The sequence below is a fragment of the Phenylobacterium glaciei genome (assembly GCF_016772415.1).
Taxonomy (GTDB): Bacteria; Pseudomonadota; Alphaproteobacteria; order Caulobacterales; family Caulobacteraceae; genus Phenylobacterium; species Phenylobacterium glaciei.
This window is the reverse complement of the sequence record NZ_JAGSGD010000001.1, coordinates 3,192,460-3,217,001: the sequence shown is the minus strand read 5'-3', so window position 1 is coordinate 3,217,001 and position 24,542 is coordinate 3,192,460. Positions and strand designations below refer to the sequence as shown.

Below are 24,542 nucleotides of genomic sequence, written 5' to 3'. Positions count from 1 at the left end.
CGTCATCCGCCGCCGCGCCCTTGTGGCGATGGGCGCGGCCAAGCCCGCCGCCGATAGTGCCGCTGCGTCGTCTTACGGACCTCGCGCTCGCGCGCGGTTTCGTCTAGACGCTCCCTCATGATCGCCTTTTGGGTGGCCGCCGGTCTGATCTCCGCCGCCGCGGCCGGCCTTGTCCTGCACGCCGCCGCGCAAGCCGCGCTGAACGCCGGGTCGCAAGACCCGACGCTGGCCCTCTATCGCCGCCAGCTCCGCGAGATCGACGATCTCGCCGATCGCGGCCTGATCGCCGATGGCGAGCGCAAGGGGGCCCATGCCGAGGCCGCGCGGCGCCTGCTGCACGCCGCCGACATGGAGGCCAAGCCCTGGAACGCCGACGCGGGTCTGCGCAAGCCGGTGCTCGTCGTTGCGGCCCTGGTCCCGCTCGTGGCGCTGGGGCTCTATCTGTGGGTCGGCTCGCCCGGCTATCCCGACCAGTCGTTCAAGTCGCGGCTGGCGACCTGGCGATCCTCCGACCCTGCGACCCTGTCGCCCCCTGAAATGGCCGCCGTCCTCCAGGCCATGACGGTGGAGCGGCCAAAGGACGTGGAGGGCTTCCACTACCTGGCCCTGGCCTATGCCGCCTCCGACAATCCGTCCGGGAGCGCGCGCGCCCTGCGCCACGCCATCGAGCTGGCGCCGAAACGCGCCGACCTCTGGGAGCTGCTGGGCGAGGCCCTGATCGCCCAGGGCGGCGGCGAGGTCACGCCCCAGGCGGCCGCGGCCTTCGAGCGGGCCCTGAAACTCGATCCCAAGGCCGTCGTGCCGCGCTTCCACCTGGCCCGGGCCCGCATCGCGGCCGGCGACAAGGCGGGCGGGATCGCCGCCTGGCGCGCCCTGCAGGCCGACCTGCCGGCCACCGATCCGCGCCGCGGCGCCCTGGCGTCGGCCATCTCCGAAGCCGAGAACGGCCCCGCGCCCTCGACCCGTCCGGCCCCGCCGCAGATGGACGCCATCCGCGGCATGGTGGCGGGCCTCGCGGCCAAGCTCGAAGCCGACCCCAGCGACGGCGCGGGCTGGGTGAAGCTGGTGAAGTCCTATGCCGTGCTCGGCGAGAGCGCCAAGCGCGACGCGGCGCTGGCCACCGCCCGCAAGCGGTTCGCCGCCGATCCTGATCTGCTCAAGGCGCTGACCGCAGCCGCCGCAACGGAGCCCATGCGATGAGCGGCTGGCTGCCCAAGTCCCCCAAGGCGCGTCGTCGCCTGACCCTGCTGGCGGCCATCGCCCCGGTGCTGGCCCTGGCCGTCGGCCTGACCCTGTGGGGCCTCTCGGACTCCATCTCGTTCTTCTACACCCCCAGCCAGGCCGCCGCCGCCAAGCCCCCGGCCGGCCGCACCGTCCAGCTGGGCGGCCTCGTCCAGACCGGCAGCGTGGTCAAGCATCCCGACGGCCGGGTGGAGTTCACGGTCCGCGACCAGACCGCCGCCGACAAGGTGGTGTTCCAGGGCGACCTGCCAGACCTGTTCCGCGAGGGCCAGGGGATCGTCGCCACCGGCGCCTATCGCGAAGACGGCGTCTTCCAGGCCAAGCAGGTGCTGGCCAAGCACGACGAACGCTACATGCCCCGTGAGGTCTCCAAGGCCCTGAAGGCCCAGGGCGAATGGCGCGGCGACGGCGAGACCCCCAGCTACGACACGCCCGCCAAGGCCCCCGTCACATGATCGCCGAGACCGGCGCCTTCGCCCTGATCCTCGCCCTGGTGCTGTCGGTGGCCCAGGTCTGCCTGTCCGTGGCCGGCCGCTGGCGGCGCTCATCGGTGCTGGCCGGCGCGGGGGCCGGCGCTGGGCTCGCGGCCTTCGCCAGCGTGGCGCTGGCCTTCGCCGCCCTCATGCACGCCTTCGTCACCTCCGATTTCTCGGTGGCCAATGTCGCGGCCAACTCCCACACCGAAAAGCCCATGCTCTACAAGGTGGCCGGGACCTGGGGCAGCCACGAGGGCTCCATGCTGCTCTGGTGCCTGGCGCTCACCGGCTTCGGCGCCGCGGTCGCGGGTTTCAAGCGCGGCCTGCCCCTGGGGCTGAAGGCGGTCACCGTGGCCACCCAGGGCGCGCTGGGCACGGTGTTCCTGGCCTACACCGTCTTCGCCTCCAACCCCTTCGCGCGCCTGGTGCAGATCCCCATCGAGGGCCGCTCCCTCAACCCGCTGCTGCAGGACCCGGCGCTGGCGATCCACCCGCCGTTTCTCTATGCGGGCTATGTCGGCATGTCGGTGGTCTTCTCGCTGGCCGTCGCCGCCCTGGTGGAGGGCCGCGCCGACGCCGCCTGGGCCCGCTGGGTGCGGCCCTGGACCCTGATGGCCTGGAGCCTGCTCACCGTCGGCATCACGCTCGGCGCCTTCTGGGCCTATTACGAACTGGGCTGGGGCGGCTGGTGGTTCTGGGACCCCGTCGAGAACGCCAGCTTCATGCCCTGGCTGATCGCCACGGCCCTGCTGCACTCGGCCATCGTGACGGAGAAGCGCGGGGCGCTGGCCGGCTGGACCATCTTCCTGGCGTTGTCGGCCTTCACCTTCTCCATGCTGGGCGCCTTCCTGGTGCGCTCGGGCGTGCTCACCAGCGTCCATGCCTTCGCCGTCGACCCGACCCGCGGCGTCCTGCTGCTGATGATCCTGGGGGTCACGGCGGGCGCGGGTTTCGCCCTTTTCGCCTGGCGCGCCCCGGCGCTCAGCCCCGGCGGCGTCTTCGCCCCCGTCAGCCGTGAGAGCGCGCTCGTGCTCAACAACATCCTGCTGGCGGCCGCCACCGTCACCGTGCTGCTGGGCACCCTCTATCCCCTGATCCGCGAGGCCGCGACGGGGGAGGCGATCTCGGTGGGCCCGCCCTTCTTCAACCTCACCTTCACCCCGCTGATGGCCGCCCTGCTGATCCTGCTGCCCGCCGGCCCCCTGCTGGCCTGGAAGCGGGCCGATGCGCTGGGCGCCGCCCAGCGCCTCTGGGTCGCGGCCCTGATCGCGGCGGGCGCAGGCCTGCTGGCCTTCGCCCTGGTCAGCCCCCGCAAGGCGCTGGCCAGCGCCGGTCTGGCGATGGGCGCCTGGCTGATCCTCGGCGCCCTGGTGGAGCTGGCCGAGCGGACCCGCGCCTTCCGGGGTTCCGCCGCCGAGACCTTCCGCCGCCTCACCGGCCTGCCGCGCGGCGCCTGGGGCATGACCTTCGCCCACCTGGGCCTCGGCGTCTTCGTCCTGGGCGCCTGTTTCGAGACCGGCTGGAAGTCGGAGGCCGCCGAGACCCTGTCGCTGGGTCAGACCCTCAATGTCGGCGCCTATGAACTGACCCTGGACAGGATCGAGGGCGTCGACGGCCCCAACTACGACGCCGAGCGCGCCACCATCACCGCCCGCAAGGCCGGCGCCGTGGCCTGCGTCGCCAGGCCCGAGCGCCGCTTCTACCCCAGCGGCGGCCAGACCACCTCGGAGGTGGCCATCTGCACCAAGGGGACGAGCCACCTCTACATCGTGCTGGGCGAGCGCCGCGACGGCGAGGTCTGGCTGGTGCGCGCCTACTGGAACCCCTGGGCCCTGCTGATCTTCCTGGGCCCCGCCATCATGGCGCTGGGCGGCCTCATCTCGCTCTCCGACCGCCGCCTGCGGCTGGCCGTGGGCCGCCGGGCGATCGCCGAATGAAGAAGCTGCTGCTCCTGCTGGCGGCGGTCTTCTGCATGGCCGCGGCCTCCGATCCCGCCGAGCGCCTGCCCGACCCTGGCCAGGAGGCCCGCGCCCGGGCGATCTTCGCCCAGGTCCGGTGTCTCGTTTGCCAGAACGAGTCCATCGACGACTCCCAGGCCGAGCTGGCGGGCGACCTGCGCCGCCTGGTCCGCGACCAGATCGCGGCCGGCAAGTCCGACGGCCAGGTGAAAACCTACCTCACCGACCGCTACGGCGAGTTCGTGCTGCTGAAGCCGGCCTTCTCGTGGGGCAATGGCGCCCTGTGGGGCGCGCCCTTCCTGGTGGTGACCCTCGGCCTACTGCTGTGGCTGAGGAACCTTCGCACCCCCCGCCCGGACGCTGAACTCTCCCAGGACGAGGCGGCCCGCGTCGCCGATCTCGCCGACAAGGACCAGACGTGACACGATTGCGCCCAACATCGGTCGCCTTGCTGCGCGCAGCGTGACCTAAACGTAACTTGCACGCAGGTTGCGCTCTAAGGCATCGAACCTAGGTTTGTTGGGACCCGACAGGGCCCACAGGGAAATTGAAGGCATTATGACCTCGAAGAAGAACGGCTATCTCTGGGGCGCCATCGCCGGCGTCAGCATCGCCACCGCCGCCGTGGCCGGCGCCGGTGTCGGCAGGCCCGACGCCACCCTCGACCGCTCGATGCTGCTGAAGGCGTCCACCGCGCCGATCTTCGCCCCGCCTCCTGGCGCGCCGCTGTCCTTCGCCGACATCTTCGAGCAGGTGTCGCCCGCGGTGGTCTCCATCAACGTCACCTCCAAAGTCGACGCCGCCTCCCTGCGCCGCCAGATCCCCGGCCTGCCCTTCGACATCGTCCCCCGCTCGCAGCCGGATGGCGCGGACGGCGAGGACGGCGACAAGGGCGGCACGACCGAAAAGGGCCAGCCCCGCCTGCCCACCCAGCAGTCCTCGGGCTCGGGCTTCTTCATCTCCTCCGACGGCTACATCGTCACCAACAACCACGTCGTGGAGAACGCTGACGAGATCAAGGTCGTGCTCAAGGACGAGCGCGAGCTGGACGCCGTCGTGGTCGGCCGCGACGAGGGCACCGACCTGGCCGTCCTCAAGGTCAAGGGCGACAAATTCCCCTTCGTGAACTTCGAGAACTCGGCCAAGCCCCGCGTGGGCGACTGGGTGATCACCGTCGGCAACCCCTTCGGTCTGGGCGGCACCGCCACGGCCGGGATCATCTCGGCCTATGGCCGTGACATCGGCGAGACCTTCGTCGACTACATCCAGATCGACGCCCCCATCAACCGGGGCAATTCCGGCGGCCCGACCTTCGACGTCTATGGCCGGGTGATCGGGGTCAACACCGCGATCTTCTCCCCCTCGGGCGGTTCGGTGGGCATCGGCTTCGCCATCCCCGCCGACGTGGCCGACGCCATCACCAAGCAGCTGATCGCCGGCGGCAAGATCACCCGGGGCTATATCGGCGCCTCGATCCAGAACTTCACCACCGAGATGGCGGAAGCCCAGGGCATGTCGGGCCAGAAGGGCGCCATCGTCGCCGACCTGGTCCCCGGCGGCCCCTCGGCCAAGGCCGGCCTGGTCCCCGGCGACGTGGTGGTGGCCGTCAACGGCGTCACCGTGAAGACCTCCTCGGAACTGACCCGCGAAGTCGCCAAGGCCCAGGCCGGCGACACCCTGCACGTCGAGGTTCTCCGCGACGGCAAGCGCAAGACCGTCGACATCCGCTCGGGCGTGCGCCCCACCGAGAAGGAGCTGGCCGCCAACGACAACACCGGCAGCCCGCGCAGCTCCGGCGGGACCGCCGGTCCCTCGGCCTCGCTGCCCGCCGTCCTCGGCCTCAAGCTCTCGCCCCTGGATGAGGCGGCCCGCACCCGCCTGAACATCGACACCCCCCTGCGCGGCGTGGTGGTGGACAGCGTCGACCAGTCCTCCGACGCCGCCCAGCGCGGTCTGCGCAAGGGTGACGTCATCACCGTGGCCGGCGGTCGCCCCGTCACCACGGCGTCTGAGTTCTCCAGCGCCGTCGAAGCCGCGAAAAAGGGCGGCCGTCCCAGCATCCTGATCGGTGTCTACCGCGCCGGCCGCACCACCTTCCTGCCGATCAAGGTTTCCGGCTAAGCTGCCGGGGATTCTTCAAGGGGTGAGGCAATGCGGATTCTGATCGTCGAGGACGACCTCGAGGCGGCCGAGGCCATGGACCGCGGCCTCACCGAGGGCGGCCACACCTGCGTCCGCGCCGCCGACGGGGAGGAGGGCCTCACGGTCGCCCGCGACGGTGAGTTCGACGTGATGATCGTCGACCGCATGATGCCCAAAATGGACGGAGTCACCCTGGTGGAGACCATCCGCCGCGAGGGTGACCAGACCCCGGTGCTGTTCCTCTCGGCGCTCGGCGAGATCAACGACCGCGTGGCGGGCCTCAAGGCCGGCGGCGACGACTACCTGGTCAAGCCCTACGCCTTCGCCGAGCTCAGCGCCCGGGTCGAGGCCCTGTCGCGCCGCCGCGAGACCGGCTCGGTCCAGACCCTGCTCCGCGTCGGCGAACTGGAGATGGACCTCATCGGCCGCGCCGTGCACCGCCAGGGCAAGGAGATCGACCTCCAGCCCCGGGAGTTCCAGCTACTGGAATTCCTCATGCGTCACGCCGGCCAGTCGGTGACCCGGACCATGCTGCTGGAGAAGGTCTGGGAATACCACTTCGACCCCCAGACCAACGTCATCGACGTCCACGTCTCGCGCCTGCGCTCCAAGATCGACAAGGGCTTCGACCGCGCCATGCTGCAGACCGTCCGCGGGGCGGGCTACCGCCTGGAGCCGTAGGGCTCCGATGGCGACTCCTTCGCTCTCCTTCTCCCCTTGCGGGAGAAGGTGGCCGGTCGGAGACCGGTCGGATGAGGGGTCGAAAACCCTATCCATTATAAGCTCGTCATCCTCGGGCTCGTCCCGAGGACCCATGATCTCCGTCTTGCCGCAGATCGCCCAGGCGTCGCCGCAGAGCCCTATCTTCACCGCGGTGTTTATGGGTCCTCGGGACAAGCCCGAGGATGACGGATCAAAGGGACAGTTCGGCGCGACCCCTCATCCGACCCTGCTCCGCAGGGCCACCTTCTCCCACAAGGGGAGAAGGACCGTAGAAGCGGCATCCTGATGGCCCCCGGCATGCGCCTCCCGCGGCTGTTCCGCACGACGCCCTTCCGGCTGACCCTGCTGTTCCTGGCCCTGTTCGGCGCCGCGGCCAGCGCCTTCCTGGCCTATATCTATGTCGCCACCGCCGGCGAGGCGACGCGGCGCACCGACCAGGACATCACGCGGGAGATGAACTCCCTGGTGGCGGCCTATGACCGGGCCGGGGTCGACGCCGTCAACCAGTCGCTGATCGAGCGGGCGGCCAGCGAGCGGCCCTTCCTCTACCTGCTGATGAAGCCCGACGGCACGCGCATCTCCGGCTCCATCGCCGAGTCGCCCCTGGAGGACATCAACGCCGTCCCCGCCCGCGCCAGCTTCTCGGTCACCGATTTCGACCCCCAGGGCCGCCCGATCAAACACCCGGCCCGCGGCTTCCAGGAGCACCTCAAGGGCGGCGAGATCCTGTTCGTCGGCGCCGACGTCAGTGAAGACCAGGCCTATGTGGGCAAGATCGTCAACGCCCTGCGCGGCGCCGGCACCCTGGTCGTCGTGCTCGGCCTGATGGGCGGGGTGCTGGTCAGCCGCAATGTCAGCCGCTCCATGGCCGGCCTCACCGACGTGGTCACCGCCGTCCGCAACGGCGACCTCGGCGCGCGGGCCCCCGTGCGCGGAACCCGCGACGAGTTCGACGAGCTGGCCGAAGGCCTCAACGAGATGCTCGACCGGCTGGAGCGCTCCATGGCCGGCCACCGCCACGCCGGCGACGCCATCGCCCACGACCTGCGCTCGCCGCTCACCCGTCTGCGGGCGCGGCTGGAGGTGGCCTATCTCGACGTCGAGGCCGGCAAGGGCGACCCGGAACAGGCGCTCGGCCAGGCCCTGGAAGACACCGACGGGGTGCTGAAGACCTTCGGCGCGGTCCTGGCCATCGCCCGCCTGCAGGCCGCGGGCTCAGCCCCGGACCAGATCCTCTTCGACCCCGCCCAGCTCGCCGCCGACATCGCCGAACTGTACGAGCCCCTGTGCGAGGACGCCGGCCTCGACTTCAAGGCCGAGATGGCCGACGGCCTGCAGGCGCGCGGCAACCAGGAATTTCTGGCCCAGGCCCTGGCCAACCTGCTCGACAACGCCGTGAAATACACCCCCTCCGGCGGCGCCATCATGCTGCGCGTGCGCCGCCGCTCCTCGGGCGAGATCGAGTTCTCCATCACCGACACCGGCCCCGGCGTGCCCGAGGAAGACCGCCCCCGCGTGGTCGAACGCTTCGTCCGCCTCGAAAACAGCCGCAGCCAACCCGGCGCGGGCCTCGGCCTCTCCCTCGTCGGCGCCGTCGCCGAAGCCCACGGCGGGAGGCTGGAGCTGGCCGAAGGCCCCGGCAAGGTCGGCGAGATCGGCCCCGGCCTGCGGGTGGCGCTGATCCTGCCGCGGGCGGGGTAGGGGTATGCGCTATCGCACCCCCACCGCTCATCCCGGCGCAGGCCGGGACCCAGATTCATCCCAGGCGGTTCGGGGTGATCTCCAACCGAGCCTAGGTTTGCTATGAAATCGAAGCGGGTGTCACCTGGGTCCCGGCCTTCGCCGGGATGAGCGGGTTTGGATAACCAAGGGGAGGGCTGGAAATGATCGCCTATACGACGCTCGGCGTGAACGACATGGACCGGTCGATCGCCTTCTACGACGCCGTGTTCGCGCCGCTCGGCGCGGTGCGCGACACCACCAGCCAGACCTGGACCGGCTATGTCCGCGCCGGGGACCGGGGACGCTTCTTCCTCACCCGCCCCTTTGACCGCCAGCCTGCCACCGCCGGCAATGGCGTCATGCTGTCGTTCCTGGCCGAAGACCGCGCCGCCATCGACGCCTTCCACGCCGCCGCCCTCGAGATGGGCGGTTCCGACGAAGGCCCCCCCGGCGTTCGCGAAGGCATGAACCCGGTGTTCTACGCCGCCTACGTCCGCGACCCCGACGGCAACAAGCTCTGCGCCTTCGTCAGGAAGTAGAGCCGCCCCGACGCGGGCTGCGCCTTAAGGACCTCCCGCCCCGTCATCCCCGGGCTTGTCCCGGGGACCCATGATCTCCGCCTGTCCGTAGATCGCTCGGCGCTGGCCGGGATGCTTGCTGAACCCCGGAGATCATGGGTGGCCGGGACAAGCCCGGCCATGACGATCCGGAGGGGAGGGCGGCCACCACCTCCCCTCGCGGGGGATTACGGTGAGGCCCTCCCCCCAGGCGCTGGCTCAGGACAACCGTTGCAGCCTTGTGCGCAGCGCGGCCACGGGGTTGCGCGTCGGGCGATGGCGCTCGGCCGAGGCGAGCTCCGGACGCCCGGTGGCTGGGGCGGTTTCGCCGATCTGGAAGCGGCCAACGAGTTGACCGAGGTCAGCGGCCTCGCCCTTCAGGCTGGTGGCCGCGGCGGTGGTCTGCTCCACCATCGCGGCGTTCTGCTGGGTCACCTGGTCCATCTGGTTGACGGCCGCATTGACCTGGTTGAGCCCGACGGCCTGCTCCTGGGAGGATTTCGAGATCTCGGAGATGAGCAGATCGATCTGAGCGAACTGGGTGACGATGTCGCTCAGCGCCTCGCCCGTGTCGCCCACCACCTTGACGCCGCGCTCCACCTGCTGCCGGCTGGCGGCGATCAGCTCCTTGATCTCCTTGGCGGCGCTGGCCGAACGCTGGGCCAGGGCGCGGACCTCGGAGGCGACGACGGCGAAGCCGCGGCCCGCCTCGCCGGCCCGGGCGGCCTCGACCCCGGCGTTGAGGGCCAGGAGATTGGTCTGGAAGGCGATCTCGTCGATGACCCCCACGATGTTGCTGATCTTCCCGGAGCTCTCGGCGATCTCGCCCATGGCCAGGACAGCGTCGCCCATGACCAGGCCGGAGCGTTCGGCCTGACCCTTGGCCTCGCTGGCCGCCGACGCCGCCTGTTTAGCGCCCTGCGCGCTGCGCTGGATGGTGACTGTGACCTCGTCCAGGGCCGCGGCGGTCTCCTGAAGACTGGCGGCCTGCTGCTCAGTGCGGCGGGAGAGATCGTCGGCGGCCGCCGAGATCTCATCAGATCCGCCGTTCAGTCCACGGACCGAATTGGAGATCGCGCCGATCGCCTCGCGCAGGCTGTCCACGGCGGCGTTGAAGTCCGTCTTGATCTGCAGGTACCGACCTCGGAACTCGACCTCGATTCGCGTCGTCAGGTCGCCCTGGGCGAGCCGCCCGAGGCTGGCGGCCAGGGCTGTCACCACGGCGTCCTGCTCAGCCTCCACCTCGCGCCGCTCGGTCTCGGTGCGGCCCCGCTCGGTGTCGGCCGCGGTGCGCAAGCGGCCCGCCTCGGCTTCCAGGGACTGGGCCTGCAGGCCCTTGTCCTTGAACACCTGGACCGCCCGGGCCATGGCGCCGATCTCGTCGCCGCGCTCGGCGAAGCCGACCTCGACGGTGAAGTCGTCATGGGCCAGGTCGCCCATCACTTTCGTCAGGGTCCGCAGCGGCCGGATGGTCACCAGCGCCCAGACGGCGATGAAGCCGCCGATCCCCACGGCGCCGGCGCAGAGCAGGATGGTGAGGACCTGGAAACCCTCGGCGATGGCGCGGGCGTCGCGGGCCACGATCTTGTTCTTGGCCTCTTGCAGGTCGATGAACTGGTTGATCTCTTTCAGCCACTGGATGAAGGCCGGCCGGGCCTCGCTCATCAGCAAGGCGTGGGCGGCGGCCAGGTCGCCGGACTGGCGCAGCCGGACGACTTCGGTGATCAGGGGCAGGGTCTTTGCCTCGGTCGCCTTGATGGCGGCGACGATCTCAATTTCGTCGGGCGTGACTTGCCGACCCGACGCCAGGATCGCATCCAGGGGTTTGGCCGACGCCGCGTAGTTGGCGCCCAGCCGGTCTATGTCGGCCAGGACGGTCGCCAGTTCGGCGGGATCGGAGACCAGGACCACGTCGCGCAGGCGGATCGCCCGGTCATGGACGCTGCCGCGGAAGTTGATGGTGTAGCGTTGCTTCACGCTGTTGACATCGTTGATCGTCTTGAGCTGCCCATTGATCGTGTTAACGCGATTAATGCTCACAGCCGCCATGGCGATCATTAAGAACAACAGGATCATATAACCTGCTGTGAGGCGCGTCCCGATCTTGAAATTGCTGAACACGACGAGAAACTCCACGCGATACCAAGGTTGACTGTGGAGCTTCGTAGTTTTGATAGGTTAACCACCACGTCTCTTCGAACTCTGATTTCCTCAAAGAGACTTGGCTGCGACGATTTGAGCCCGGCGCTTTCCACTTCACAATCGTCATCCCCGGGCTTGTCCCGGGGACCCATGATCTCCGCCTGCCCACACATCACGGGGCGCTGGCCGGGATGCTTGCCGCACCTCGGAGATCATGGGGGGCCGGGACACGCCCGGCCATGACGATCAAGCGGCGCCCGCCGCCACCTCCCGCCGCGCCCCACGCGGCTTCCCCTTCAGCCCGAACAGGAACCGCATCACCCCGAACGGGGCGATCGCCACCTCGTAGATCGCCAGCGACCCCAGCCCCGTGATCGCCACCAGTGTCAGCCCCTCCACCGGCAGGGCCAGCCTCAGCGGGAACACCCAATAGGCCGCCAGCAGCAGGATCGGCTGATGCAGCACATAGACCGGCAGCACCGCCTCGTTCAGGTGGCTCAGGAGGGCCGAGCGCTGGTTCAGATACCGGTAGGCGAAGCCGCAGACCGTGCAGATCGCCGCCCAGCCGTAGAGGCCGGAGACCGCGCTCCACACCAGGCCACTCGACGCGAACTGGGCGCCCAGCAGCAGGGCCGCGGCGGCGGCGAACCGCCAGCGGTGATCGCGCAGGGCCGCCCAGAAGGCCGGCTGGTGCGCGCAGGCCACCCCCGTCGCGAACAGGCCGATCCACTTGATGTGCCCGCCCCAGTCGTCCACCAGAGCGTGGGTCAGGGGATGGCCTGCGTCGATCCAGACATTGGTCGCCGCCAGCCACAGGGCCGGCCCGATCAGCAGCAGGGCCAGCGGCAAGGCCGGCGCCTTGGCCGGAACCAGCCGCATCAAGCGCCCCAGGGCGACAACGCCCGCGAACAGCAGGACATAGACCTGCAGATAGACCAGGAACCACAGGTGATCCCAGGTCGGGAAAGTCTTGCCCGAGAGGTGCGCCAGGGTCTGGTCGGCGGGCAGGTAGGACGTCCACCAGAAGTGCAGGTAGCTGTCGCTCGTGATCCCCTTGGAATAGAGCTCGATCCACACCTGCGGCGGGATCACCACCAGCATCCCGAACAGGATCACCGGCTGCAGCCGCCGGATGCGGTCCAGGGCGAAGCCGCCGGTCCCCAGCTTGCCGATCAGGAAGGTCGAGGCCACGCCGGAGATCAGGAACAGCAGCGGCATGCGCCAGACGCTGAACACCAGCAGCACCTGCTCGATCCCCGGCACGAGGCGCGGGCTCTTCAGGTTATAGCTCCAGGGCCCGTACAGCAGGCCGGCGTGGAAGCAGATCAGCAGGCAAAACGCGATGACGCGCAGCCAGTCGAGATAGTATTTCCGGGTCTCCATCGGAACCTCCTGTTCGAGACGACAGGTCGCCGTCTGACAGGGTGGGCGGGCGCTCCGCGCGCCGATTTCTGCAAACCCCAGCCGATTGCAGAATTTGGTGCTGTTATTTCGCGGCCAGCGCGGCGGCGCGCCATTCCGAGGGGGCGACCCCCAGGATCTCCCGGAAGCCCCGGTTGAAGGTATTGACCGAAGCATAGCCCACCGACAGCGCGATGGTCAGGATGGGCGTGCGCGCCAGGGCTGGATCGCTGAGCTGGCGGCAGGCCTCGGCGATGCGGTGCTCATGCAGCAGGGCGTTGAAGTTCCGGTGGCCCAGTTCCTCGTGGATCAGCCGGCGTAGCCGGTATTCCGGCAGGCCGACCTTGGCCGCCAGCCCTCTCAGCGACAGGCCCTCCTCTTCCCAGACCCGCTCGGTCTCCAGCAGGGCGACGAGCCGCGCGAGCGCCGGGTCCGGCGGCGCGACGCCGGGCGGCTTCCGCCGCGCGGGCGTGGCGTCGAAATCCAGCCGCGCGCCGACATCGCCGCTGGTGAGCTGGAAGAGGACGCTGGCCAGGATCGCCAGATAGGCGCCCGTCAACCCGATGTGGACGGCGTAGTTGGCCGGGCTCTCCGGCGCGATCACCACCCGGGTCAGCAGCCCGGAGACCAGGGTCACCAGGCCGATCACCACCAGGGTCACAGCCCGCGCCCGGCGGCGACTTTCCACCAGGTCCGCGCGCCAGTCGGCCACCGTCCAGTAGACCGCGATCGCGGCGAACAGGGTCTGCATCAGGGCTGGCAGCGGGGCGAGCCTTGGCCACACCGTCCAGGTCGCCACCTCCAGGCCCACCTGCAGCGCGAACATCGCCAGCAGCCAGCGCGGAAACCGCCGCCGGTCGGTGAACAGGGAAAAGCACAGCAGCATGATCAGGCCGGCCGTGGTGTTGCGCGCCAGGTTCAGCACCCCCGCCCAACCTCCGACCTCGATGCCGAACGCCGCGGGCGCCCAGGCCCCGTACTCCTGGTGAGCCAGCACCACGGCGCAGGCGGTGTTCACCGCGATCAGGGCCGTGAGCTGCGCGGTCCTCAGCCGCGGCCGGCTCGCCACCACGCGGCCCGCCAGCAGCAGCGCGCAGACCACCGTCGCCACCTCGATCGCCAGGAACATCAGCGGGCCGTTCACGCGTGTCCCTCCCCAGGGCGTGGGGCAGTTGACCTCACCCGACGCGGGAAGATCAACACCTGGCGGGACCCTGACGGCCACTTGTCGGCCATCGTGGGTTCGCCACGCCCGCCGCAATCCCTTGGCCGCCAAGACTCCGTGGTCTCGCACCGGCCCGTAAACGGCCTTGTCTTCCATCCGTGGCCACCGACAATGTGCCGATGACTCGTCTGATCGAGGTTCTGACCCCTTGCGGCCCCGTCGCCGACGTGAAGGCCGCCGAGCGCTTCCACACCGTCGTGGCCGCCGCCGCGCAGGAGGGCGGCTGGTCTGATCTGCTGAGCCAGGCCTGGCCCGCTCTGGCCCCGGTGTTCGGCGCGTCGCCCTACCTCACCAGCCTGGCCCGCCGCGACCTGCCGCGCCTGCGCGCCCTGCTGGAGGCCGATCCCAACCCCCGCTTCGAGGGCCTCCTGGCCCGCACCGCCGCCCTTGCGGATGTGGGCTACGAGGCCGCCAAGGTGGGCCTGCGCAAGCTCAAGGCCGAGGCCCACCTGCTGATCGCCCTGGCCGACCTGGGCGGGGTCTGGGACCTCGACGCGGTGACCGGCGCGCTCACCCGCTTCGCCGACGCGGCCCTCACCACCGCCCTCACCGTCGCCGCCCGCGGCGAGGTCGAGGCTGGCCGCCAGACCGCCGTGGGGGAGGGGCCGGCCGGTCCCGTCCCCGGCTATTTCTGCATCGCCATGGGCAAGCAGGGTGCCTACGAACTCAACTATTCCAGCGACATAGACATCTCGGTCTTCTACGAGCCCGAGGCCCTGCCGCTGGCGCAAGGCGTTGAATCCCAAGGCTTTGCGGTCCGCCTGACCCACAGGCTGACCGAGCTGATGGCCGACAAGACCGGCGACGGCTACGTCTTCCGCACCGACCTGCGCCTGCGCCCAGACCCCTCCTCGACGCCGCTGGCCGTGCCGGTCGCCGCGGCCATGGACTACTACGAGAGCGTCGGCCAGAACTGGGAGCGGGCGGCCTTCATCAAGGCCCGCGCCTGCGCCGGCGACGTCCCCCGCGGCCAGGCCTTCCTGGCCGAACTAACCCCCTTCATCTGGCGCAAGAACCTCGACTTCGCCGCCATCGCCGACATCCACTCCATCAAGCGCCAGATCCACGTCCACAAGGTCGACGACCGCCTCCAGGCCAAGGGGATGGACCTCAAGCTGGGACGTGGCGGCATCCGCGAGATCGAGTTCTACGTCCAGACCCAGCAGCTGATCCTGGGCGGCCGCCACCCCGACCTGCGCTCGCCGCGCACCCTCGACGCGCTCGCCGCCCTCCACGCCGCCGGCCACGTGGCGCCCAAGGCGGCCGAGGAGATGACCGAGGGCTATGGCGTCCTGCGGTCCATCGAGCACCGCATCCAGATGCTGGCCGACGAGCAGACCCACAAGCTCCCGGAGTCCGACGCCGAGCGAAACCGGGTCGCGGCCCTGGCCGGCTATCCCCGGCTCAAGGCCTTCGACACCGCGATCGAGAAGACCCTGAAGACCGTCAACCGCCGCTACGGCGAGCTCTTCCCCGACGAGGAGCAGCTGTCTTCCCGCTTCGGCAGCCTGATCTTCACCGGGGTCGACGACGATCCCGAAACCCTCGCAACCCTGGCCCGCATGGGGTTCTCGCAGCCGGCCAAGGTGTCCCAGACCATCCGCGGCTGGCACCACGGCCACATCTCGGCGACCCGCACCGAGCGGGGCCGGGAGCTGTTCACGCGCCTGGCGCCTCGGCTGCTGGAGGCGGCCAACGCCACCGGCGCGCCGGACGTGGCCTTCCACCGCTTCAGCGACTTCTTCGGAAAGCTGTCGTCCGGCGTGCAGCTGCAGTCCCTGTTCCTGGCCCAGCCGCAGCTGTTCGAGCTGATCGTCCAGGTCATGGCCTACGCCCCGCGCCTGGCCAACACCCTGGCCCGGCGGCCCGCGGCTCTGGACGCCATGCTGGACGGCGACTTCTTCTCCGACATCGCGATCGACGAGGACCGCCGGGTCATGGCCGCCGCCGTGGCCCGCGCCGACGGCTTCGAGGGGGCCATGGACGCGGTGCGCCGGGTGCACCGCGAGCAGGCCTTCCGCATTGGGGTGCAGGTGATGAGCGGCTCGGCCAGCGCCGAGATCGCCGGCCGCGCCTTCGCCGACCTGGCCGACCTGTGCATCGACACCCTGGCCCCGGTCTCGCTGACCGAGGCCGAACGCCTGGGCGGAACCTTCCCTGGCCAGGTGGCCGTGGTGGCCCTGGGCAAGTGCGGATCGCGGGAGATGAGCGCCGGCTCGGACCTCGACCTGATGACCGTCTACCGCGCCGACGAACCGGCCGCGGCCTCGTCGGTGAAGGCGTGGAGCGCCGACGTCTTCTACGGCCGCTTCACCCAGCGCCTGATTGCGGCGCTGTCCACCCCCACCGGAGAAGGCGAGCTCTACGAGGTGGACATGCAGCTGCGCCCGTCGGGCACCAAGGGTCCGGTGGCGGTCAGCTTCGTGGCCTTCCAGGACTATTACGACCGCGAGGCCGAGACCTGGGAGCTGCTGGCCCTGACCCGCGCCCGCGTCGTCTGGGCCAGCTCGCCCGACTTCGCCCAGGCCACCGGCCAGGCGATCGACGCCGCCCTGCGCCGACCCCGCGAGGCTGCGAAGACCGCCGCCGACGTCCGCGAGATGCGCCAACTGCTGGAGCGGGAACGGCCGCCCAAGGGCGACTGGGACCTGAAGCTTTCCCCCGGCGGCCTGGTGGACATCGAGTTCGCCGCCCAGTTCCTGCAACTGGTCCACGCCCCCGGCGGCGGCCCGCTGGCGCCCAACACCGCCGAGGCTCTGGGCGCGGTCCTCGCGGCGGGCCTGGCCGACAAGGGGCCGCTCGCCGACCTGCAGGAAGCCTGGCGGCTGCAGCAGAACCTCACACAGCTGCTGAAGGTGGCCCTGCCCGACGGTGAAGATCCGGGCGAGGAACCCAAGGCCTTCAAGGCGCTGCTGGCCCGCGCTGGCGGCGTGAAGGACTTCAAGGCCCTGCGCGCTAAACTGGCCCGCGCCCGCGTCGCTGCGCGTCGCGCCTATGACATCATTGTGCAAACTTGAGCGACGGATATGGCTCGTCGGCCCGTTGAACGCCTGACGGTCCGCGACCCCGCCTGAAAGGACCCTATGAAACACTTCCTGATCTCTGCCGCCTTCCTGACCATGGCCGGTTCCGCCCAGGCCCAGATGGGCCCTCCCAACCCGGACCTCGACCGTGACGGCAAGGTGACCTGGGCCGAGTACAAGAAGGTCCAGGCCGACTCGATGCTGGACCGCCTGGACGCTGACAAGGACGGCAGGATCACAAAGGTCGAGAGCAAGCCCATGGAGGACATGATGGCCCGCTTCGGCGGGGCCAAGGCCACCGCCCGCATCGCTGAGATGTGGACCAAGGGCGACACCAACAAGGATGCCGCCCTGTCGCGGGCGGAGCTGGACGCCGGGTCAAAGCGCCGCTTCGACGCCGGCGACGCCAACCATGATGGCTGGCTTAGCAAGGACGAACTGGCCACCATGCGCCAGAACCGGGGCCGTGGCGGCTAGCCCGCCCACCACCGCCGCCCGGGGCGAGGTCAGGTTTGGACGCCGATCCGGACGAGGAGCTGCTGACGCGCGTGGCGCGGGGAGATCCCGCGGCGGTGCGGGCGCTCGCGGCCCGCAAGCTGCCGCGCCTGCTGGCCCTGGCCGGTCGCATGCTGGGCGAGGTGTCGGAGGCGCAGGACGTGGCCCAGGAGGCGATGATCCGCGCCTGGCGCCAGGCGCCGGTCTGGACCCCGGGCGCGGCGCGCTTCGACACTTGGCTGCACCGGGTGACCCTCAACCTCTGCTACGACCGGCTGCGCCGCCGCCGCGAAATCCCCACCGAGACGCCGCCCGAATGGCCCGACGAGGGACCGGCGCCCGATCGTGGCCTGGAGGCCGCCGATGTGGGCCGCCGTGTGGCCGCCGCCATGGCGGCCCTGCCGGACCGGCAGCGGGAGGCGGTGGCGCTCTGCCACTATCAGGAGATGACCAATATCGAGGCCGCCGCGATCATGGGGATCAGCGTCGACGCCCTGGAGAGCCTGCTGTCGAGGGGCCGTCGGGCGCTGCGGGCCGCCCTTTCGGATATGAGGGCGCCATGAGGAGGCAGCCGTGACCCGAGACCGTTTCCTGGAACTGGCCGACGCGCATGGCGGCGCGGTCGCCCGCTGGCCCGCCGACGAACGCGAGGCCGCCGCCGTTCTGATGGCCGCCGAACCGGACTTCGCCCGCGAGGCCTTGGACGCCGCCGCCCGCCTCGACATGGCCCTGGACGCCTGGGCGCCGATGAGCGTGGGCCACGACTTGCGCCAGGCGGTGATCGCCGCCGGGCCCGTCGCGCGCCCGCACCGAGGCCTGCGGGCCTGGCTGCTGGGGGCGGGTGTCGGCGCGGGCCTGGCCGGGGCCTGCGCCGCGGGCCTGGCCTTCGGCGTCGCCCTGTCGGGAAACCTCACGTCTGCGACCGACGGCTCCGAGGCGGTGAGCGCGGTGATGACCGGCTATGACGATCTCTCCGAGACGAGCGAAGGCGCCTGATGCCGAGCCAACGAACCCTGACCCTGGCCCTGATCGCGTCGGTCGCCCTCAACCTCTTCGTCATCGGCACGGTGGTGGGCGGTGTCGTGGTGGCGCACAGGTTCCGCGAGGCCGCACCGGCCGCCAACCGCCCGCGCCAGCCGCTGTGGACCGCCGCCGACAACCTGCCCGCGGAGCACCGCCGCGCCTATCGTCAGCTGCTGCGCGGCGAGGCCGGTGGGGTCGGAGGCCAGATGCGTCTTGCTCGCCAGGCCCGGCGGGACGCCTGGAGCGATCTCGGCGGCGAACCCCTGGATGGTCCGGCCGTCTCCAAGCGTCTGGCCGAGGCGCGGACTCTGGAAATGACCGCCCGAGGCGGCGTGGAGGATCGGATCGTGGCGTTCGCCGCGACACTGCCGGCGGCGGAGCGGGCCGAACTGGCCAAGGGCCTGGCCCGCAGCGGACCGGGTGGTGGTGGGCGTCGCGGCGATCGCGGCTCGCGCGAGCCGCGTCAGCCCTAAGCCGCCGCGATCGCCGCCAGGGCGGCGCCGGTCTGGCGGATCGGCAGGGAGAAGCTGACCATGGTGCCCTCGCCAGGCGCGCTCTGCATGTCCAGCGCCCCGCCATGCATCTCCACCAGCGACTTGGTCAGCGCCAGGCCCAGGCCCGTCCCTTGGGTGGTCTTGGAGTGCTGGTTTTCCACCTGCTCGAAGGGCCGGGCCAGCCGGGCCAGGTCGTCCTGCGCGATGCCGATGCCGGTGTCCTGCACACTGATACGGATGCGCTCGCCCAAGGGGTCGTGGCGTCCCTCGGCGCGGATCGTGACCCGGCCGCCGCGCGGCGTGAACTTGATGGCGTTGGAGAGCAGGTTCAGCAGGATCTGCTTCACCGCGCGATAGTCCGCCTCGATCTCCGGCAGGTGTGGCGGGAAGTCGATGGCGAGCGCCAGACCGGTGGCCTCGGCGCGATTTCGCACCAGGCGCACGGCGTCCTCGGCCACCTCTTCCAAGGCGATGGGCTCGAACCTCAGGCTCATCTTGCCCGCCTCGATCTTCGACATGTCGAGGATGTCGTTGATCAGCGCCAGCAGGTGCTGGCCTGACGACAGGATGTCCTGCGAGTAGCCCTTGTAACGGGGATCGCCAACGGGCCCGAACATCTCCTGCACCATGATCTCGGAGAAGCCATTGATGGCGTTCAGCGGGGTGCGCAGCTCGTGGCTCATATTGGCCAGGAACTCGGACTTGGCCTTGTTGGCGCCCTCGGCCCGCACCTTTTCCATCTCGTACTTGCGGGCCAGTTCGGAGAGCTGCTCCTGGCTGCGCTCCAGGCCGACGACAGCCTTCTGAAGCGCCTCTTCGTTCAGGCGCCGGGCCTCTTCCTGGGTCTTGATGGCGGTGATGTCGGCGGCGCTCATCACCAGGCCGCCCTCGGCGGTGCGGCGTTCGGAGATCTGGATCCAGCGGCCGTCGTTGAGCTCGGCCTCGCGCACGCCCTTGCGGCCGTCGGAGCTCTCCATCTCCTGCTTGATGGCCAGCTGGGCGAAGCGGTTGACCTGCTCGCGCGAGGCGCCGGGCTTCAGCAGCCGGGGCTCCAGCGAGAAGAACGCGCGATAGTTCTTGTTGCACATCAGCAGGCGGCCGTTGCGGTCCCAGAGGACGAAGGCCTCCGACACGCTCTCAATGGCGTCGCGCAGCCGGTTCTCGGCGGCCTGGGCGCGGGCCTGGGCCATGCGCTCCTCGGTGACGTCCAGGGCCACGCCGATGATCCGGGTGTAGCCGTCCCGGCCCTTGTCGCCGAAGGCCTGGCCGCGGGCGTCGATCCAGGTAGGCCGCCCGCCCTGCAGGGAGGGCACCCGGAACGAGACGTCGAAACCGCCATAGATGGCGGCGGTGGACAAGGCCTGGCGCAGACGGTCGCGGTGGTCGGCGGAGACCCGCTCCAGCACCGCCTGACCCTCGACGATCCCGCCGCCGCCCCAGCCAAAGATGGCCCCGGTGACGTCGGACATGAACATCTTGTCGTTGGAGAGGTCCCACTCCCAGATGCCGCAACGCGCCGCCTCGACGGCCAAGCGGAACCGCTGCTCGGAATCGACGAAGGCCTTCTGGGCGTTCTCCACCCGGTTGCTCTGGTTGAGCAGCAGCAGGCCCAGCAGGAAGGCCGCCGCCAGCGGCGCCAGCAACCAGGCCAGCTGCTCGGTGGAGGTCTGGATCTCCGTCGGCGCGGAACTGGCGCCGGCCAGGACGTAGAGGCCGCCGCCCAGCGCCGGGCGGGCGGCGAGGTCCAGCGAGACGCCGTCCGGTCCCTGGGCGCGGCTCAGGCCACCGTCGAGCTTCAGTTCCTCGGGCAGGGTGGCGAAGGCGGCGTTGACGGTGTCGGCCGCGCCGACCCCGTTGACCGGACTGGCGGCCAGGATACGGCCCTCCGGCGTGGCGATGGCCTCGGGCTTGGATTTGGAAAGCCAGGCGCCGAGATGGGTGGGGTCTCCGGCCACGACGATCCAGCGTTGGCCCTTGTTGGTGGCGGCGGGCGTGGCGGCGGCCAGGGCCGGCGCAGTCTGGCCGGTGACTCCCTGCCAGACTTCGCGCTTGGAGCCGGAAGCGGTCTTGGCCAGCTCCAGCCAGTCGAGGCCGCCCGCGGGGCCGGCGACCGCCACGACCTCCTCGTCGGAGATCACCGCGACGGCGACGGCCGCACCGGCTGCGGCGCGCAGGCCGCTCTCGGCCGCGGCCATCGGCTGGTCGCCGTCTCTCTGCAGGGCCTCGCGGGCCGCCAGCAAACCGCCGCGCAGGGCCGCGGCCTCGGCGTCGAGATGGGCGGCCACGGCCTCGGCCCGGCTGGGCAGGGCGGCGTTGGCGGCGGTGGTGATCTGCGGTTCGCGCTGGATGCGGGCCACCGCGAAGGCGGTGTAGACCGCCAGCAGCAGCAGGGTGGAGAGGATGGCGATGCGCGCGAAGGTCTGGGTCGGCAGCGCTCGGACGCCGGGCGCGTTGTCGCGCCCCTGAGGCCGATTGGCCTCGGCGTCCTCACCCCCGCGTCTGGCCAACGCCCATCGCTCCCAAAACCCGAGTCACCCAATGTCGGAGTCTAGGCGAGCGGCCCCCGCGCGTCACGAGAGTCATAGGGTCACAGAGGATGTAAGCGCGGCTAATTGCGCTTGCGGTCCTTGCGGCGCTCCGGACCCTTGTATTTCGGGTCATCGACCCGCCGCCGGTCGGGGCCGAAATAGCCCGAGCTGGAGCGGACATAGGACCTGGGATGGTCGATCACCGCCATGATCCGCTTCATCAGGTCCGAGGGCGTGAACGGCTTCACGCAGAACTCGTTCACCCCGGCGTCGCGCGCGGCATAGACCCGCTGCCGGTCGGCATGTCCGGTCAGCATGATGATCGGAATGTAGGGCGCGGGGCTGGTGTCCTCTCTGCGTAGCCAGCGGGCCAGGGTCACGCCCTCTTCCTCGCCCATCATGTAGTCCAGGATGATGATGTCGATGACGGCGGCGCCGGGCAGGGTGGACTGCTTCAGCTTGACCTTGGCCTCGGTGATGGTCTTGGCCTCCACCACGGAGTCCACGCCAAAGCCGCGCAGCATCGTCTTGACCAGATCAATGGCGTGGATGTTGTCATCCACGACCATGAAGTTGATGCGGGCGAGCGAGATAGAGGACATTTATGGCGGTTTCCCTGGGCCGGCCTGTGGGCGCCGGTCTTCGCCAACATCGCCACAGCTCTGAATTCTCAACAAGATTCGGCTCGGCGCAATCGCCGATAGGCCGCCTAGTCCGCCAAGGCCTTGGTGGCCAGTTCGTAGACGTTCTTGGAAAGCCCCTCCGTCGCCGCGATACGCTGGAGCTCGGCCTTCATCAAGGTCCCCAATTCGGGTGTATATCGCCGCCAGCCGCCCAGCGGTTCCACCAGGCGCGCGGCGGTCATCGGGTTGAACCCGTCGACCGCCAGGATGGTGTCGGCCAGGAAGCGGTAGCCCGAGCCGCTGGGATCATGGAACTGCGCCTGGTTGGCCGCGAAGTTGGAGATCAGCGCGCGCAGTCGGTTCGGGTTGGTCTGGTCGAAGGCGGGGTGCGCCGTCAGGCCCATGACCCGGCCGAGCGCGCCGTCCGAGGGATCGCGACCCTGCAGGGCGAACCACTTGTCGATCACCAGGGGCTCGCTCTTCCAACGCTCGTAGAAGTCCACCAGGGCTGAGTCGAAGGCCTCGCCGCCCAGCAGCATCAAGGCGTTCAGCCCGCCCATGGCGTCGGTCATGTTGATGGCCGCACGGTAGTGACCGTCGGCCAAGGTGATGACCTCGGCGCGGGGATTGGCGGCCAGCAGGTCCAGGGTGGCGTTGCGCAGCGCGCGGCGGCCGGCGCTGGCGGCGTCGGGCGAGAACTCCCCCAGCTCCTGCAGGCCGATATGCAGGCGCTTCAGGTCGTCTTCCAGGTGCAGGGCCAGACGGGTGCGCAGGGCTTCGCGGGCCTCGTGGATGGCGCCGGGGTCGGCAGGCTTCATGGCGAGCGCCAGGTCGGCCTCGGAAGGCAGCGACAGCAGCAGGGCCTTGAAGGCCGGATCGGCCGCCTGGTCGGCCAGGCCGCGGCCCAGGGCCTCGGCGTAGCGCTCCTCGCCCACCTCGTCGGGCCGGCCCGACGCGCGGCTGCTGATCAGGGCGCGCGCCAGATCCTGGCCGGCCTCCCAGCGGTTGAACAGGTCGGGGTCGCCGGCCAGCTGAACGTAGCGGTCCTTGGCCTGGGCGTCGGTCTCCAGGGTGACGGGGGCGGAGAAGCCGCGCAGGGCCGAGACCACAGGGGCGGCGTCCACGCCGGTGAAGGTGACGCTGGTGGCCTCGCCGTTCAGTACCACGACGGTCTCGTCCAGGGCGGTCCCGTCGCGCAGGAAGGCCTGGGTGCGGCCTTCGCCGTCCAGCAGGCCGATGCGGACCGGCAGCGGCAGGGCGCGCTTGGTGGGCTGGCCCGGGGTCGGGGCGGTAGCCTGGGTCAGGTCCAGCTTCAGGATGCGGGTGTCGGCGTCGTAGCTGTGCTTCAGGGTGACGTTCGGCGTGCCGGCCTGTTCGTACCAGGCGAAGAAGTCGGTCAGGTCCTCGCCGGTGACGTCGGCGAAGCAGCGGATGAATTCCTCCACCGTGGTGGCGTGGCCGTCCCAGCGGTCGAAATAGAGGTCCATGCCCTCCCGGAATTTCTCATCCCCGATCAGGGTCTTGAGCATCCGGATCACCTCCGCGCCCTTCTCGTAGATGGTCGCGGTGTAGAAGTTGTCGATCTTCAGATAGCTGCCGGGGCGCACCGGGTGGGACAGCGGCCCCTGATCCTCGGAGAACTGGCGGGCGCGCAGGGTCTTCACGTCCTTGATCCGCTGGACGGCGGCCCCGCGCATGTCTGCCGAGAAGCTCTGGTCGCGGAAGACCGTGAGGCCTTCCTTCAGGCACAGCTGGAACCAGTCGCGGCAGGTGATGCGGTCGCCGGTCCAGTTGTGGAAGTACTCGTGAGCCACCACGCTCTCGATCCGCTCGTAGTCGAGGTCGGTGGCGGTGGCGGGGTCAGCCAGCAGCAGGGAGGAGTTGAAGATGTTCAACCCCTTGTTCTCCATGGCCCCGAAGTTGAAGTCGCGCACGGCGACGATCATGAACAGGTCCAGGTCGTATTCGCGGCCAAACACCTCCTCGTCCCACTTCATGGCCCGCTTGAGCGAGTCCATGGCGTAGGCGGCGCGGTCGGACATGCCGGGGTCGACATAGATCTTCAGGTCGACGGTGCGGCCGGTCATGGTGACCAGCTTGTCGGCCAGTTCGTCCAGCTCGCCGGCCACCAGGGCGAACAGATAGGCCGGCTTGGGGAAGGGGTCGTTCCAGACGGCATAGTGACGTCCGCCGGGCAGTACGCCGGATTCCATCAGGTTGCCGTTGGAGAGCAGGCGGTGGAATTTCTTGTCGGCCTCCACCCGCACGGTGAAGCGTGACAGCACGTCGGGACGGTCGGCGAACCAGGTGATCTTGCGGAAGCCCTCGGCCTCGCACTGGGTGCAGAACCGGCCGCCGGACATGTAGAGGCCGTCCAAGGCCTTGTTGGCCTCCGGATCGATCTCGACCTCGGTCTCCAGCACAAAGGCGTCGGGGAGGTTCGGCACCGTCAGGTATTCCGCGTCGATGGTGCGCTCACTGTCAGCCAGGAGCTTGCCGTCCACCGCCACCGAGATCGGCTTCAGCCGCTCGCCGTGCAGCACCAGGGGCTCGGCATGCTCGCCGTTGCGCCGGATCGTCAGCCGGGCCTTCACCCGCGTGGTGTTGGGCTCCAGGGCGAAGACCAGTTCGGTGGTCTCGATCAGGAACGCCGGGGGGCGATAGTCAGTGAGCCGGATGGGCTGGGGAGTCTCTGTGCGCATCCCTAGGATTTAAGCGATCCGCGCGCGAAGGGCGAGCTTTGCCGCGAGCGAAAAGAAACTGTCACG

Annotated in this window: 19 protein-coding genes; 13 read left to right on the top strand and 6 right to left on the bottom strand. The window is 70.0% G+C overall.

Annotated elements, in window-relative coordinates:
- Positions 1-117 precede the first annotated feature (117 nt).
- The 8 genes from ccmI (at position 118) to JKL49_RS15790 (ending at position 8,802) form a co-directional block, all read left to right on the top strand.
- Positions 118-1,200: a c-type cytochrome biogenesis protein CcmI gene (gene ccmI, locus JKL49_RS15825; protein ID WP_215341584.1), complete on the top strand. Its 1,083-nt coding sequence runs from the start codon at positions 118-120 to the stop codon at positions 1,198-1,200.
- On the top strand, positions 1,197-1,697 hold the full coding sequence (gene ccmE, locus JKL49_RS15820; RefSeq protein WP_215341583.1) for a cytochrome c maturation protein CcmE: 501 nt from the start codon (positions 1,197-1,199) through the stop codon (positions 1,695-1,697). The genes ccmI and ccmE overlap by 4 nt, the downstream gene beginning before the upstream one ends.
- The gene (locus JKL49_RS15815) at positions 1,694-3,655 is read left to right on the top strand and encodes a heme lyase CcmF/NrfE family subunit (protein ID WP_215341582.1); all 1,962 of its coding nucleotides are present in this window, start codon (positions 1,694-1,696) and stop codon (positions 3,653-3,655) included. The genes ccmE and JKL49_RS15815 overlap by 4 nt, the downstream gene beginning before the upstream one ends.
- Positions 3,652-4,098, top strand: coding sequence for a cytochrome c-type biogenesis protein (locus tag JKL49_RS15810; RefSeq protein WP_215341581.1), 447 nt, complete (start codon positions 3,652-3,654; stop codon positions 4,096-4,098). The genes JKL49_RS15815 and JKL49_RS15810 overlap by 4 nt, the downstream gene beginning before the upstream one ends.
- Before the next feature lie 136 nt (positions 4,099-4,234).
- Complete coding sequence (locus JKL49_RS15805) at positions 4,235-5,797, top strand: Do family serine endopeptidase (RefSeq protein ID WP_215341580.1); 1,563 nt, start codon at positions 4,235-4,237, stop codon at positions 5,795-5,797.
- A 30-nt stretch (positions 5,798-5,827) separates the two neighbouring features.
- A complete protein-coding gene (locus tag JKL49_RS15800) occupies positions 5,828-6,499 on the top strand; it encodes a response regulator transcription factor (RefSeq protein ID WP_215341579.1) in 672 nt (223 codons plus the stop codon).
- Positions 6,500-6,838: 339 nt separating this feature from the next.
- A complete protein-coding gene (locus JKL49_RS15795; protein ID WP_215342842.1) occupies positions 6,839-8,242 on the top strand; it encodes a sensor histidine kinase in 1,404 nt (467 codons plus the stop codon).
- A 182-nt stretch (positions 8,243-8,424) separates the two neighbouring features.
- Entirely contained in the window at positions 8,425-8,802 is a 378-nt protein-coding gene (locus JKL49_RS15790; protein WP_215341578.1) for a VOC family protein, read from the top strand.
- A 237-nt stretch (positions 8,803-9,039) separates the two neighbouring features.
- Here the strand turns inward: JKL49_RS15790 and JKL49_RS21335 are convergent, their stop codons facing one another.
- The 3 genes from JKL49_RS21335 to JKL49_RS21330 form a co-directional block, all read right to left on the bottom strand.
- Positions 9,040-10,941, bottom strand: coding sequence for a HAMP domain-containing methyl-accepting chemotaxis protein (locus tag JKL49_RS21335; protein ID WP_347340396.1), 1,902 nt, complete (start codon positions 10,939-10,941; stop codon positions 9,040-9,042).
- Between the two features lie 267 nt (positions 10,942-11,208).
- Positions 11,209-12,345 (bottom strand): acyltransferase family protein, encoded by a 1,137-nt coding sequence (locus tag JKL49_RS15780; protein WP_215341577.1) that lies wholly within the window; start codon positions 12,343-12,345, stop codon positions 11,209-11,211.
- 103 nt (positions 12,346-12,448) lie between these two features.
- Positions 12,449-13,507 (bottom strand): helix-turn-helix domain-containing protein, encoded by a 1,059-nt coding sequence (locus JKL49_RS21330; RefSeq protein WP_215341576.1) that lies wholly within the window; start codon positions 13,505-13,507, stop codon positions 12,449-12,451.
- A 200-nt stretch (positions 13,508-13,707) separates the two neighbouring features.
- Between JKL49_RS21330 and JKL49_RS15770 the strand changes: the two genes are divergently transcribed.
- From JKL49_RS15770 to JKL49_RS15750, 5 genes are all read left to right on the top strand, one after another.
- Entirely contained in the window at positions 13,708-16,605 is a 2,898-nt protein-coding gene (locus JKL49_RS15770; RefSeq protein ID WP_215341575.1) for a bifunctional [glutamine synthetase] adenylyltransferase/[glutamine synthetase]-adenylyl-L-tyrosine phosphorylase, read from the top strand.
- A 66-nt stretch (positions 16,606-16,671) separates the two neighbouring features.
- On the top strand, positions 16,672-17,088 hold the full coding sequence (locus tag JKL49_RS15765) for an EF-hand domain-containing protein (RefSeq protein WP_215341574.1): 417 nt from the start codon (positions 16,672-16,674) through the stop codon (positions 17,086-17,088).
- A 35-nt stretch (positions 17,089-17,123) separates the two neighbouring features.
- Positions 17,124-17,669 (top strand): RNA polymerase sigma factor, encoded by a 546-nt coding sequence (locus JKL49_RS15760; protein WP_215341573.1) that lies wholly within the window; start codon positions 17,124-17,126, stop codon positions 17,667-17,669.
- A 10-nt stretch (positions 17,670-17,679) separates the two neighbouring features.
- On the top strand, positions 17,680-18,102 hold the full coding sequence (locus JKL49_RS15755; RefSeq protein WP_215341572.1) for a hypothetical protein: 423 nt from the start codon (positions 17,680-17,682) through the stop codon (positions 18,100-18,102).
- A complete protein-coding gene (locus JKL49_RS15750; RefSeq protein WP_215341571.1) occupies positions 18,102-18,602 on the top strand; it encodes a periplasmic heavy metal sensor in 501 nt (166 codons plus the stop codon). Before JKL49_RS15755 ends, JKL49_RS15750 begins: the two co-directional genes overlap by 1 nt.
- Here the strand turns inward: JKL49_RS15750 and JKL49_RS15745 are convergent.
- The 3 genes from JKL49_RS15745 to pepN form a co-directional block, all read right to left on the bottom strand.
- Positions 18,599-21,130 carry a PAS domain-containing sensor histidine kinase gene (locus tag JKL49_RS15745; protein WP_215341570.1) on the bottom strand — a complete coding sequence of 844 codons (2,532 nt, stop codon included), beginning with the start codon at positions 21,128-21,130 and terminating at the stop codon, positions 18,599-18,601. The two genes, JKL49_RS15750 and JKL49_RS15745, sit on opposite strands and share 4 nt — an antisense overlap.
- A gap of 101 nt (positions 21,131-21,231) precedes the next feature.
- Positions 21,232-21,753, bottom strand: coding sequence for a response regulator (locus JKL49_RS15740; RefSeq protein WP_215341569.1), 522 nt, complete (start codon positions 21,751-21,753; stop codon positions 21,232-21,234).
- A gap of 107 nt (positions 21,754-21,860) precedes the next feature.
- The gene (pepN, locus tag JKL49_RS15735; protein ID WP_215341568.1) at positions 21,861-24,476 is read right to left on the bottom strand and encodes an aminopeptidase N; all 2,616 of its coding nucleotides are present in this window, start codon (positions 24,474-24,476) and stop codon (positions 21,861-21,863) included.
- Positions 24,477-24,542: the final 66 nt, after the last annotated feature.